Source organism: Promicromonospora sp. NPDC060204 (genome assembly GCF_042728455.1).
Taxonomy (GTDB): Bacteria; Actinomycetota; Actinomycetes; order Actinomycetales; family Cellulomonadaceae; genus Promicromonospora.
Window position 1 is genome coordinate 1 of sequence record NZ_JBHWZO010000201.1, and the last position, 11,568, is coordinate 11,568.

Sequence of the window (11,568 nt, forward strand, 5' to 3'; positions counted from 1 at the left end):
GTCAAGAACATCTACGCTGGGCACATGGCCAGGCCACGACAGTTCGACGAGGACGAGGTGCTGCGTGCGGTCTGCGACCAGTTCTGGGACGCGGGCTACGCGGCGACCTCGCTGCAGGACCTCATGCGGGTCAGCGGCCTGGGCAAGGGCAGCCTGTACGCCGCCTTCGGCGACAAGCACGAGCTGTTCCTGCGGGTGCTGCGCCGGTACGTGGCGTCGCTCGACCGCGCGGTGCGCCGGTCGATCGACTCGGCGCCGAGCGCTCTCGAAGGACTGCGCTCCTTCGTGATGATGCCGGTAGGAGACCCCGAAGGCGTGGCCGCCCGGCGCGGCTGCCTGCTCGCCAACAGCACCACCGAGCTGGCTGCCGTCGACCCCACCGTCGCCGCCGAGGCGCGACGAGCGTACGAGGAAACCACGACGACACTTGCCGAGGCCGTGCGACGAGCGCAGGCCGAGGGCGACGTGGGTGCCACCATCGACCCGGTTGGCACGGCCCGGGCCCTTCTGGCCGCACAGCAGGGCTTGACCTTCATGGGACGCACCGGCATGGATGTCGTCACACTGGCGGCGACCGCACGCTCCCTCGCGGACCAGCTCCTGCCTACTGCTGGGACACGTGGGAACCCGGGGCGGGCGGGCGAGCCAGCGCATGCGCCCACGCACGTTCAGCGATAGCCGGCTACGCAGACGGGTGGAGCTTTGCCGCACCCGAACCCGGGGGACCCTGCCGGTGTACAAGGGCGACACTGACTCCCACAGCCGACGGCGTGCGTGTCGAGGAGGGGGCGGCACCCGGCCTGGTCAGCCGCTAGCCCCCGCGAACCGCTCGATCAGCAGCCCCAGCCGCTGGTCGTGCAACGCCGCGGGCAGCCGACCGCTCCGCTCCAGCATCGCCAACCCGTGCAGGCTCGCCCAGAAGGTCTCGGTGAGCACCCCCGGATCGTCGTCGCCAGCCAGCGGCTCGACCGCCGCGACCAGCTCGCCGAACCCCTCACGGAGGTAGGCCGGGCCGTCATCGGTGGCGAACTGGACCTCGACGGCGTGCGTGAACATGGCGTCGTAGAGCGCCGGGCGCTTCCGGGCGAAGTCCGTGTACGCCGCCGCGACCGCGGCCAGGACCTCGGCCGCGCCGGTGGCGGCAGTACGCGCGGCGCGTACCTCCTTCGCCAGCTCCTCGAAGCCCTCGGCGGCCACCGCCGTCATGATGGCGCCCTTGCCCTTGAAGTGGCTGTAGAGGACGGGCTGGCTGTACTCGATCTCGGCGGCGAGCCGGCGCGTCGTGACCGCGTCCCAGCCCTCCGCCTCGGCCAGCTCGCGCGCGGCCCGGACGATCAGCTCCTCGCGCTGAGCCCGCTCGCGCTCGCGGCGCGTCTCTGTTGCCATGCGCCGATTCTAGCACTGCTAGGAAATCTGTCCCTGCTCTGCTAGCGTCGCTATATCAGCTATCAGCGCTAGCAAGGAGACCTGACATGACCGTCGTCGCATACGCCCTGGCCGTGGTGCTCAACCTGTTCATCCTCTTCATCGGGGTGCGGTTCCTGCTCCAGCCCTACGCCGCCGCGGCCGGCTACGGCATCCCGGCCACGCAGGACCGGGCCTACCTTGAGATCAAGGGCCTGCGGGACGCCACGTTCGGGATCGTGGGGCTGGCGCTGCTCGCGTTCGCCGGGGCGCACGCCGAGGCCTGGTTCATGCTCGCCGTCGCGCTGGCGCCGCTCGGGGACACCGTCATCGTCCTGCGGCACGGCGGGCGCAAGGCGGTCGCCTTCGGGATCCACTTCGCCACGGCCGTCGTCGTGCTGATCAGCGCGGGCCTGCTGTTCGCGGTCTGAACAGGTCCGGACCAACCCGGAAACAAGACAGCCGGACCTACGATTTCGTAGGTCCGGCTGTCTTCGATGTCCTGCGACATCACACAACGTAGCGGGGACAGGATTTGAACCTGCGACCTCTGGGTTATGAGCCCAGCGAGCTACCGAACTGCTCCACCCCGCGATGACACCCTCAGGTGCGGAGCAAAGTTACCACGCGGAACGCCCCGGGCCCGCCAACCCACCGGCTCTGCATCATCGCCGCACCTCCTACGCACCACCGGATTCTGCCCACCGCCGTCGGTACACACGTGCCCGCGGTGCAACCGCCTCGTCGCCGGGGACGCGCGGCGGGTCACCCTGTTCGGGTGACACCTGCGCCAGCTCCGGCACGCACGCTGACCTCGCACTTCGGGAGTCTTCGGCGAGGGCAAGGGGAGTCTCATGTGGTTGAACCGCCGCAAGCCGCCCGTAGAGACCGGGCCTGGGCCGGTGTTCGAGGTGGGTGGCCCGCAGGAGGTCGACGCCATGCCGACGCCTGTGCACCGCACCGCCTACCTGATGATGGGACTGGCTGGTGCCGTGGTCGTGGCTTTCGGGCTCTCGGCCATCGCCGAGATCTTCGTGTGGTCGTTCTTCGCGCTCGTGCTCACGATCTGCGTCTATCCGCTGCGCGCCTGGCTTGAAGGCCATGGGGCGAAGCGGGGCGTCGCGACGTGTGGTGTCGTGTTCGCGGTAGTACTGCTGCTCGCTGTGTTCGTCAGCGCACTGTTCGTGTCGTTCGCCCAGTTCCTGACGCTCCTGCCGCAGTACACGGACGAGCTCCGGTCCTGGACGTCCGACCTCGGTGCCTGGCTCACGAGCATCGGGTTCGGACAGCATCAGGTGGACGAGATCTCGTCGTGGTTCGACCCGGACAAGGTGCTGGGATTCGTCGGTGAGATCGTCGGCGGCGCGAGCGGGTTCGTGACGGCCGCCGTGATCCTCTTGACGATGGTGATGCTCATGGGGATGGACTCGTCGTTCGCCAGGACGCTGGTGCGTGGGATCCACCCGAGCCGACCCCGCCTGGCGAGCGCGGGCATCGCCTACACGATCGGCGTCCGCCGGTACATGGTGGTCACCACGCTCCTCGGCGTCGCCCAGGGCACGGTCAACTGGATAGCGCTCATGCTGCTCGGCATACCGGGCGCGGCGCTCTGGGGCCTGCTCGCGTTCCTGTGCAGCTTCATCCCGAACATCGGGTACTTCATCGCGATCGTGCCCCCGATCGTGTTCGGGGCGCTCGTCGGCGGCTGGCCGCTCGTGATCGCGGTGATCGTGGTGTACGGCATCGTCAACGCAGTGATCCAGTCGTTGATCCAGCCGCGAGTGGTCGGCAACGCGGTGCAGCTGAGCCAGTCACTCACGTTCTTCTCGGTGCTGTTCTGGGCGGTGGTGCTCGGTCCCATGGGCGCGGTCCTCGCCATCCCGCTCACCTTGCTGGTGCGGATGCTCCTCGTGGACTCGAACCCGAACATGACCTGGGTTCGACCAGCCCTCGGCGATCTCGACGAGGCCAGGAGGATCATGGAGGTCGAGGACGTGGCGGCCAAGGCGGAGCGACGCCGTCGACGTGCCGCGACCTGACATGGTGACGGCGTCCGACCGCGCTATTGTCCGGCGGGCGCAGCGTCGACGCAGGTCAGGCTGCATTTCTGCAGCGAGTGGGCCCGGAGGGATTCGAACCCCCGACATCCACGGTGCAAACCGCGGAATCTGCCCTGACCTGAGCGCAGGCCCCTCAGTGTTCGCTGCTGAAGAACCGTAGCAACAGCGGGCCGACGGTGTGTGGGTCGACGACGTGATCCGGCACGTCGAGGGTCTCCCGTTGGGCGTGGGGTAGCAGGTCTGCGAGCTCGTCGGCCGCGCGGTCGAAGAAGTCCGAGGGCAGGCCTGCCATGTAGGGGACGGTGATCGGTCCTCCGGTGGTGACCAGGACCGGTTGGGTGACCGTTGCCAGTCGATCGGCCGGCAATTGGTAGCGGTTGAGGAAGACGCTGTCGTGGACCACTGTGGGCGCGAGGGCGACCGAGTCCGCCCAATGCGCCGTCTGCTTGCCTGCCGCTTTCCTGGCCGCGATGTTGTCGTCGGAGGCGCCGGTCAGGCGCATGAACAGTTCGAGAACCTCCTCGTCCCGCCCGGCGTCGAAGGCGCGTCGGGTGTCCGCGACGTACTCCTCGAATCTCGAGCGCAGGTCGTCTCCGACCGCATAGGGCACCTCCCACACGGCGATCGTGTCGATGGCTGACCCGGCTGCGGCGGCCTCCAGCGCCAGCGCGCCACCAGAGGACGCCCCGAACAGGTGTGCCGAGCCGCCCGCCTCCGCGATCAACGCATCCAGGTCCTCGATCTCCCTTTCCGCGGCGTAGGGCTCGGTGAAGCCGCTCGCCCCGCGTCCCCGACGGGCATAGTTGTAGACCGTGAAGTGCTCGGCGAGAGCAGGTACCAAGGAAGCGTTCTCGGCTCCGTCGTCCAGTGCGCCGCCTACCAGGACGACAGCCGGGCCGCTTCCCTTCCGGTCGTAGCCGATGGTGGTGCCATCGTCTGATGTCACGCGAAAGGCCATCTCGTTCATCTCACGTCTCCGTTCGAGAGGTTTGTCTCATCGCCTGAGCAGCGTGCCGACGACGGCCACGGTGCGCGACCACCGCGCCCTTGCGATCACGGCCGCCACGACGAGAAGGGCAACTACTTCTTGTTGCGGTAGAGGACCATGGTGATGGGACCGAAGACCGCGACGAGAAGCACGGACGAGACGAGCACCCAGCCGATCTCCCCGGCGGGCACCGAGCCGCCCATCAGGCCGCGCACCACGGTCACCAGGTGGGTGATCGGGTTGACCTCGACGACCGCCTGCAACCACCCGGGCATCGTCCTCGGGTCCACGAAGATGTTGCTCACGAACGTCAGCGGGAACATCACCATCATGCTGACCCCCGCCACCGAGTTCGGCGTCCGCAGGATCAGGCTGAGCATCGTCCACAGCCACGACAGGCAGAACGAGAACACCAGCAACAGCACCACCGAGAGCACCACCCCGAGGGCGCCACCCTCCGGCCGGAACCCGAGGACCAGGCCGAGCACGATGACGATCGCCGACCCGACCGAGTAGCGCACCAGATCACCGAGCAGAGCGCCGACCAGCGGGGATGGTCGCCACACCGGAAGTGACCTGAACCTGTCGAACACCCCCTTCTGGATGTCGGTGTTCAGCGTGATGCCAGTGTTCATGGTGATCATGACGTTCGCCTGCACCAGGATGCCGGGCAGCAGGAACTGCAGGTACTCCTCAGTCGACCCGGCGAGCGCGCCACCGAACAGGTAGGTGAACATCAGCGTGAACATGATCGGGAACATGGTCACGTCGACGAGCTGCTCCGGGACGTGCTTGATCTTCAGCAAAGCGCGCCAGCCGAATGTCAACGAGGTGAGCACCGGACCGGGTCGGGGCGGGCGCTCACCGGCCGACAGCACACTGCGCAGCGCGACCGGCGCCGACGCCTGCTCCGTGGACGTGGTATTCATGCGGCATCCTCCTTGGTTGTCTCCTCGGACGGGTGACCGGTCAGGGCGAGGAACACCTCGTCCAGGCTCGGCTGGCCGAGCGCGAACTCGGTGACGTCGATGCCGCTGCGGGACAGCTCGGCCAGCGAACGGGCGACCCGCTCGGGGTCGGAGATCCGCGCGGACAGCGCGACCGGGTCGGCGGAGAGCTCGATCGGCACGTCGAGAGCGGCGGCGAGGACCCGCTCTGCCTCGGCCCGCTGCTCGGGGCCGCGGAGGCGTAGGTGCAGCGAGCCGGCGCCGACCGATGCCTTGAGCTGGCCGCTGGAGCCCTCGGCGATCACCTTGCCGTGGTCGATCACCGCGATACGGTCGGCCAGCTGGTCGGCCTCGTCGAGGTACTGCGTGGTCAGCAACACGGTGGTGCCCTCGGCGACCAAACCCCTGACGATCTCCCACACCTGGTTCCTGCTGCGCGGGTCGAGCCCGGTGGTCGGCTCGTCGAGGAAGATCAGTTCCGGGGGGACGACCAGGCTCGCTGCGATATCGATGCGCCGGCGCATCCCGCCGGAGTACTTCTTCACCTGCCGGTCGGCGGCATCGGCGAGGCCGAACGCGTCGAGCAGGTCGGCCGCTCGCCGCCTGGCCCGCGGGCGCGAGTAGCCGAGCAGCCTGGCGAGCAGCAACAGGTTCTCCACCCCGGTGAGGTCCTCATCGACCGACGCGAACTGCCCGGTGAGGCCCACCCTGCTCCGCACCGCCCGGGCGTCATGCACGACGTCGTAGCCGAGCACTTGCGCCTCTCCGGCGTCGGGGTGCAGGAGCGTGGCCAGCATGCGGATCGTGGTGGTCTTGCCCGCCCCGTTCGGACCGAGCACGCCGTACACGCCCCCGGCGCTCACGGCCAGATCCACACCGGCGACCGCGTGGGTCTTGCCGAAACTCTTCTTCAACCCTCTCGTCTCGATCGCGAACCTTCCCATGGGTTCGACACCCTCTCTCGGTTGTTGTGAACGGATTGGTTGAGCGCTAGTCAAGTTTGAATACTTGGCCAAAGTACGCGAGGAAGAGCTACTAGTCAAGGTTGATTAGAAGCGCATCTTGAGGGGATCATGGGCCGTTAGCCACGAACCCGGATCATCAGCCATGGTGTAGGCGCCCTCAGACAGTCGTTTGCTCAGGGTCTTCGCCCACTCCAGTTCGGTGCGTGCGTGTCCCGCCCACAGCTCGGCCTGATCGCGGACGTGTTCGGGAATGTCGGGGCTCGGGTTCTCCCACCCCTTGGCCTGCTCTACGAGCTCCGCTTCCAGGCGCGCGACCCGCTCGTTGACGTGCGCGATGGCATCTGTCCTGGTCAGCATGGGCAACATGGCGATGGCCGCGTCGAGCATGGTGGGGTCATGAGTGCGCCGCAGACCGTCCCGGATCAGTTCGACCATCTCGTCACGTCCCCGAGCTGTCGCGCGGTACAGAACGCGCTCCGGCCCGGAGTTGCCCGGCTCGGCGTGCTCGGTGAGGAGGCCATCAGCCGCCGCCTTCTTCAGCGCGTGATAAATCGAGCCGGGCTTGATATTGGCCCAGATCTCCGCACCCCAGCTCTGCAGTTCGGACCGCACCTGGTAGCCATGCGCGCCGCCGGAGAGGTGCACGATACCGAGTACCAGGAGCTTCGTCGCCGACATACGCCCACCTCCGCTCAACCTGCTCGGACTCGCTCCGCTTGCGCGCCCGCCAGGGTCGTGTCAACTCCCACCAACACTAGGGTGCCAGCAGCCGTGGGCATGAGATAGGCATTCGAATGCCCACAGGAGTCCGGCAGTGTCTACTGCAGTCCAGAAGAGGAGGCAGCGTCGACGCAGGTCAGGCTGCATCTCTGCAGCGAGTGGGCCCGGAGGGATTCGAACCCCCGACATCCACGGTGTAAACGTGGCGCTCTAACCAACTGAGCTACGAGCCCCGGCAGCACTGCCTCGGCAGCACAACACCAGCAGCGGACAACAATACCTGCCCAGCACCCGAGACCCGGCCAGATTTTCGACCTGGCTCAGACCAGGGCAGGGTCAGATCTCCTCGACCGCCCGACGGTAGTCCTCCAGGTCACGCGCCTGTCCGCGCGGGTTGACCACGCTCCACCGGACGATCCCGTCGGCGTCGATCAGGAACGACCCGCGCAGTGCGATGCCCGACCCTTCGTCGAACACCCCGTAGGCCTGGGCGACCTCGCCGTGCGGCCAGAAGTCCGACAGGAGGTCGAACTGGTAGCCCTCCGCGGCCTGCCACGCCTTGAGCGTGAACACCGCGTCGGTCGAGATCACGAAGAGCCGCACACCGGCGGTCTCGAAGTCCTCGATGTTGTCGCGCAGCTCGCACAGCTCGCCGGTGCAGGTGCCGGAGAAGGCGAACGGCACGAAGACGACCAGCACCGGGGTGCCACGCAGGTCGGACAGCGTGGTCGGGGTGCCGTGGGTGTCGGGGAGCGTGAAGTCGGGTGCAGGGTCACCCGGCTTCAGCACCACCGTCGCAGCAGGCGCGCCGGAGAGCTCGGTCATGACCGGCTACTTGCCCCGGCCCCGGTAACCGAGCTTCGTGGCCGACCAGTCCTCCGCGATGGCGAAGGTGCTCGTGGTCTGCAGGCCGGCGGTGGTGGCCGCCTCCTGGATGTCTCCGTGGCCCACCTCGCCGTCGCGCCCGGGCTTGGGCGTGAAGATCCAGATCAGGCCGCCGTCGTCGAGGACGGTCTGCACGTCGACCAGTGCATCGGTGAGGTCGCCGTCGTCGTCGCGCCACCAGAGGATGACGCCGTCGGTGACGTCACCGAAGTCCTCGTCCTCGAGCTCGCTGCCGATGATCTTCTCGATCTCGGCGCGGAGCGCTTCGTCGACGTCGTCTCCCCAGCCGAACTCCTGCACGACCTGGCCGGCCTCGAAGCCGAGGCGCCCCGCGCCCTGGGTGTCCGTGCTCACTTGGTTGATCGTTCCTCTCTTTGTCCGGCACTGGTTGCCGGGTCGTGTCCATCTTCTGTCGGCCCGCCGTCGGGCCCTCCGTCGCCAAAGGTAGTGCACGCACCCCGGCAATGCCTCGCAACCAGGACGTGTGGTGTCTTTTCGATGATTCGATCCGACCTCGGCAACGCCCTGGTCATGCACTCAGTCTCAACATTGCGATACCCGGTATCAATACTGGTGCGAACCGCCACAGACGTAACGCAGATCACGCGCTCTTGACCGCCCTATGGTGTGGACGGAGGCTGTGAGGGGACAGAATAGATAGGACCACCTGTGCGTGGGCGTGCACAGCCGCAACCCCAGCTGTGGCGACGCTGCCGACGCGACGGGTCCTGACGAGGCGGCGAGGAGCGCGAACCGCGACCGCGCCGCGCGACACCGAGAGAGGTTGCTGGTGGCTTCGTTTGACGAGACCGGACCGCTGATCAACGGTCTGCTCAGCGCCGTACCTGACATCGACCCGGCCGAGACCGAGGAATGGGTCGAGTCCTTCGACGGGCTGATCGACGACAAGGGCGGACCCCGCGCCAGATACGTCATGCTCAACCTGCTGCGCCGCGCGCGGGAGCGGAACGTGAGCATCCCCGCGTCGATGGCGACGCCCTACGTGAACACTATCGGTGTCCACGAGGAGCCGTACTTCCCCGGCGACGAGGCGATGGAACGTCGCTACCGCTCGTGGATCCGCTGGAACGCGGCGGTCATGGTGACGCGCGCCCAGCGCGAGGGCCTCGGCGTCGGCGGCCACATCTCCTCGTACGCGTCCGTCGCGACGCTCTACGAGGTGGGCCTGAACCACTTCTTCCGCGGCAAGGACCACCCGGGCGGCGGCGACCAGATCTACTTCCAGGGCCACGCCTCCCCCGGCGTCTACGCCCGCGGGTACCTCGAGGGCCGCCTGACGGCGGAGCAGCTCGACGGGTTCCGCCAGGAGAAGTCGCACGCGGGCGGCGGCCTGCCGTCGTACCCGCACCCGCGCCTCATGCAGGACTTCTGGGAGTTCCCGACCGTCAGCATGGGCCTCGGCCCGGCGTCGGCCGTCTACCAGGCCTGGACCAACAAGTACCTGCACAACCGCGGGATCAAGGACACCAGCCAGCAGGACGTCTGGGCCTTCCTCGGCGACGGCGAGATGGACGAGCCGGAGAGCCGCGGCATGATCCAGCACGCCGCGCAGCAGCAGCTGGACAACCTGACCTTCGTCGTCAACTGCAACCTGCAGCGCCTCGACGGCCCGGTGCGCGGCAACGGCAAGATCGTCCAGGAGCTGGAGGCCCAGTTCAAGGGCGCCGGCTGGAACGTCATCAAGGTCGTGTGGGGCCGCGAGTGGGACGCCCTGCTCAACGCCGACAAGGACCGCGCGCTGGTCAACCTGATGAACGTCACCCCTGACGGTGACTACCAGACGTACCGCGCGGAGTCCGGCGCGTTCATCCGCGAGCACTTCTTCGGGCGCGACCCGCGGACCAAGGCCCTCGTCGAGAACATGACGGACGAGGACATCTGGAACATGAAGCGCGGCGGCCACGACTACCGCAAGCTGTACGCGGCCTACTCCGCGGCGCGCGCGCACACGGGCCAGCCGACCATCATCCTGGCGCACACCGTCAAGGGCTACGGCCTGGGTGCCGGCTTCGCCGGCCGCAACGCGACGCACCAGATGAAGAAGCTCAAGGGCGACGACCTCAAGACGCTGCGCGACTCCCTGCGCATCCCGATCTCGGACGCCGAGCTCGAGGCCGACCCGTACCTGCCGCCGTACTACCACCCGGGCCCCGATGCGCCGGAGATCCAGTACATGCTGGAGCGCCGCCGTCAGCTCGGTGGTTTCGTACCGGAGCGTCGGACGACGGCGAAGACCACCCTGACGCTGCCGGAGGACAAGTCCTACGAGCTGCTGAAGAAGGGCTCCGGCACGCAGCAGGTCGCCACGACCATGTCGTTCGTCCGGCTGCTCAAGGACCTGTTCAAGGCCAAGGACTTCGGCAACCGCATCGTGCCGATCATCCCGGACGAGGCCCGGACCTTCGGTCTGGACTCCATCTTCCCGAGCGCCAAGATCTTCAACACGCTCGGCCAGAACTACCTCGCCGTGGACCGCGAGCTCATGCTGAGCTACAAGGAGTCCGAGTCCGGCCAGATCATGCACACCGGCATCAACGAGGCCGGTTCCGCGGCCGCGTTCCAGTCGGTCGGCACGTCGTACGCCACGCACGGCGAGCCGATGATCCCGGTCTACATCTTCTACTCGATGTTCGGGTTCCAGCGCACGGGCGACCAGTTCTGGGCGGCCGGCGACCAGCTCACGCGCGGCTTCATCATCGGCGCCACCGCGGGCCGCACCACCCTGACGGGTGAGGGCCTGCAGCACGCCGACGGCCACAGCCCGCTCATCGCCGGCACCAACACCGCGATCGTGCAGTACGACCCGGCCTACGGGTACGAGATCCGGCACATCGTGCGCGACGGCATCGAGCGCATGTACGGCCCGGCCGAGAACGGCCGCACGCCCGACGGGCGCGCGCAGGACGTCATGTACTACCTCACGGTGTACAACGAGCCGATGGTCCAGCCGGCCGAGCCGGAGGACGTCGACGTCGAGGGCATCAAGCGCGGCATCCACCGCATCTCGGTGTCCGACGCAGAGGGTCCCAAGGCCCAGCTCCTCGCCTCCGGCGTGGGTGTGCCGTGGGCCCTGGAGGCGCAGCAGCTCCTCAAGGAGGACTGGGGCGTCTCGGCCGACGTCTGGTCCGTGACGAGCTGGAACGAGCTGCGTCGCGACGCCCTCGCGGCGGAGCACGACGCCCTCGTCGACCCGTCGGCGCCGCTGCGCACCCCGTACGTCACGGAGAAGCTGTCCGGCGCCCAGGGGCCGTTCGTCGCCACCAGCGACTACGACCACCTGGTCCCCGACCAGATCCGTGCGTGGGTCCCCGGCGACTACGCGGTGCTCGGTGCGGACGGCTTCGGCTTCTCCGACACCCGGGCCGCCGCACGGCGCTTCTTCCTCATCGACGGCCCGTCGATGGTGGTCCGTACGCTGCAGGTCCTCGCCCGCCGTGGCGAGGTCCCGGCCGACGTCGTGAGCAAGGCCGTCGAGAAGTACAGCCTGCTCGACGTCACCGCCGGCACGTCCGGCAACGCGGGCGGCGACAGCTGACCCTCGGGTAGCAGACAAGAGCTGCGGCGCACCGGTTAACCGG

General features: G+C 68.0%; 11 protein-coding genes and 2 tRNA genes. 4 read left to right on the plus strand and 9 right to left on the minus strand.

The window, feature by feature from the left end; genetic code table 11:
* Positions 1-24 precede the first annotated feature (24 nt).
* A complete protein-coding gene (locus ACFWEJ_RS21370) occupies positions 25-678 on the plus strand; it encodes a TetR/AcrR family transcriptional regulator (RefSeq protein ID WP_377231203.1) in 654 nt (217 codons plus the stop codon).
* Between the two features lie 126 nt (positions 679-804).
* Here ACFWEJ_RS21370 and ACFWEJ_RS21375 read toward each other — a convergent pair whose 3' ends face one another.
* Positions 805-1,386, minus strand: coding sequence for a TetR/AcrR family transcriptional regulator (locus ACFWEJ_RS21375; RefSeq protein WP_377231204.1), 582 nt, complete (start codon positions 1,384-1,386; stop codon positions 805-807).
* 86 nt (positions 1,387-1,472) lie between these two features.
* Here ACFWEJ_RS21375 and ACFWEJ_RS21380 point away from each other — a divergent pair, with 86 nt between their 5' ends.
* Positions 1,473-1,835 carry a DUF4267 domain-containing protein gene (locus ACFWEJ_RS21380; protein ID WP_377231205.1) on the plus strand — a complete coding sequence of 121 codons (363 nt, stop codon included), beginning with the start codon at positions 1,473-1,475 and terminating at the stop codon, positions 1,833-1,835.
* Positions 1,836-1,924: 89 nt separating this feature from the next.
* On the opposite strand, the gene ACFWEJ_RS21385 is transcribed toward ACFWEJ_RS21380, so the two are convergent.
* Positions 1,925-1,998: transfer RNA gene (locus ACFWEJ_RS21385), tRNA-Met, on the minus strand.
* Between the two features lie 260 nt (positions 1,999-2,258).
* Here ACFWEJ_RS21385 and ACFWEJ_RS21390 point away from each other — a divergent pair.
* On the plus strand, positions 2,259-3,443 hold the full coding sequence (locus tag ACFWEJ_RS21390) for an AI-2E family transporter (RefSeq protein WP_377231206.1): 1,185 nt from the start codon (positions 2,259-2,261) through the stop codon (positions 3,441-3,443).
* A gap of 154 nt (positions 3,444-3,597) precedes the next feature.
* Here the strand turns inward: ACFWEJ_RS21390 and ACFWEJ_RS21395 are convergent, their stop codons facing one another.
* From ACFWEJ_RS21395 to ACFWEJ_RS21425, 7 genes are all read right to left on the minus strand, one after another.
* Positions 3,598-4,431 carry an alpha/beta fold hydrolase gene (locus ACFWEJ_RS21395; protein ID WP_377231207.1) on the minus strand — a complete coding sequence of 278 codons (834 nt, stop codon included), beginning with the start codon at positions 4,429-4,431 and terminating at the stop codon, positions 3,598-3,600.
* A 113-nt stretch (positions 4,432-4,544) separates the two neighbouring features.
* A complete protein-coding gene (locus tag ACFWEJ_RS21400) occupies positions 4,545-5,381 on the minus strand; it encodes an ABC transporter permease (RefSeq protein ID WP_377231208.1) in 837 nt (278 codons plus the stop codon).
* Positions 5,378-6,343: an ATP-binding cassette domain-containing protein gene (locus tag ACFWEJ_RS21405; RefSeq protein WP_377231209.1), complete on the minus strand. Its 966-nt coding sequence runs from the start codon at positions 6,341-6,343 to the stop codon at positions 5,378-5,380. Before ACFWEJ_RS21405 ends, ACFWEJ_RS21400 begins: the two co-directional genes overlap by 4 nt.
* A 105-nt stretch (positions 6,344-6,448) precedes the next feature.
* Positions 6,449-7,042, minus strand: coding sequence for a PadR family transcriptional regulator (locus tag ACFWEJ_RS21410; protein WP_377231210.1), 594 nt, complete (start codon positions 7,040-7,042; stop codon positions 6,449-6,451).
* 201 nt (positions 7,043-7,243) lie between these two features.
* Positions 7,244-7,317: transfer RNA gene (locus tag ACFWEJ_RS21415), tRNA-Val, on the minus strand.
* Positions 7,318-7,420: 103 nt separating this feature from the next.
* The gene (locus tag ACFWEJ_RS21420; protein WP_377231211.1) at positions 7,421-7,909 is read right to left on the minus strand and encodes a peroxiredoxin; all 489 of its coding nucleotides are present in this window, start codon (positions 7,907-7,909) and stop codon (positions 7,421-7,423) included.
* Positions 7,910-7,915: 6 nt separating this feature from the next.
* The gene (locus ACFWEJ_RS21425) at positions 7,916-8,323 is read right to left on the minus strand and encodes a DUF3052 domain-containing protein (RefSeq protein ID WP_285103975.1); all 408 of its coding nucleotides are present in this window, start codon (positions 8,321-8,323) and stop codon (positions 7,916-7,918) included.
* Between the two features lie 436 nt (positions 8,324-8,759).
* Between ACFWEJ_RS21425 and aceE the strand changes: the two genes are divergently transcribed.
* Positions 8,760-11,525: a pyruvate dehydrogenase (acetyl-transferring), homodimeric type gene (aceE, locus tag ACFWEJ_RS21430; protein ID WP_377231212.1), complete on the plus strand. Its 2,766-nt coding sequence runs from the start codon at positions 8,760-8,762 to the stop codon at positions 11,523-11,525.
* Positions 11,526-11,568 lie beyond the last annotated feature (43 nt).

Excerpts from the sequence above, each read along its gene's own strand:
- ACFWEJ_RS21370 (WP_377231203.1), top strand. The coding sequence starts at position 25 with ATGGCCAGGCCACGACAGTTCGACGAGGACGAGGTGCTGCGTGCGGTC.
- ACFWEJ_RS21375 (WP_377231204.1), bottom strand. The coding sequence starts at position 1,386 with ATGGCAACAGAGACGCGCCGCGAGCGCGAGCGGGCTCAGCGCGAGGAG.
- ACFWEJ_RS21380 (WP_377231205.1), top strand. The coding sequence starts at position 1,473 with ATGACCGTCGTCGCATACGCCCTGGCCGTGGTGCTCAACCTGTTCATC.
- ACFWEJ_RS21390 (WP_377231206.1), top strand. The coding sequence starts at position 2,259 with ATGTGGTTGAACCGCCGCAAGCCGCCCGTAGAGACCGGGCCTGGGCCG.
- ACFWEJ_RS21395 (WP_377231207.1), bottom strand. The coding sequence starts at position 4,431 with ATGAACGAGATGGCCTTTCGCGTGACATCAGACGATGGCACCACCATC.
- ACFWEJ_RS21400 (WP_377231208.1), bottom strand. The coding sequence starts at position 5,381 with ATGAATACCACGTCCACGGAGCAGGCGTCGGCGCCGGTCGCGCTGCGC.
- ACFWEJ_RS21405 (WP_377231209.1), bottom strand. The coding sequence starts at position 6,343 with ATGGGAAGGTTCGCGATCGAGACGAGAGGGTTGAAGAAGAGTTTCGGC.
- ACFWEJ_RS21410 (WP_377231210.1), bottom strand. The coding sequence starts at position 7,042 with ATGTCGGCGACGAAGCTCCTGGTACTCGGTATCGTGCACCTCTCCGGC.
- ACFWEJ_RS21420 (WP_377231211.1), bottom strand. The coding sequence starts at position 7,909 with ATGACCGAGCTCTCCGGCGCGCCTGCTGCGACGGTGGTGCTGAAGCCG.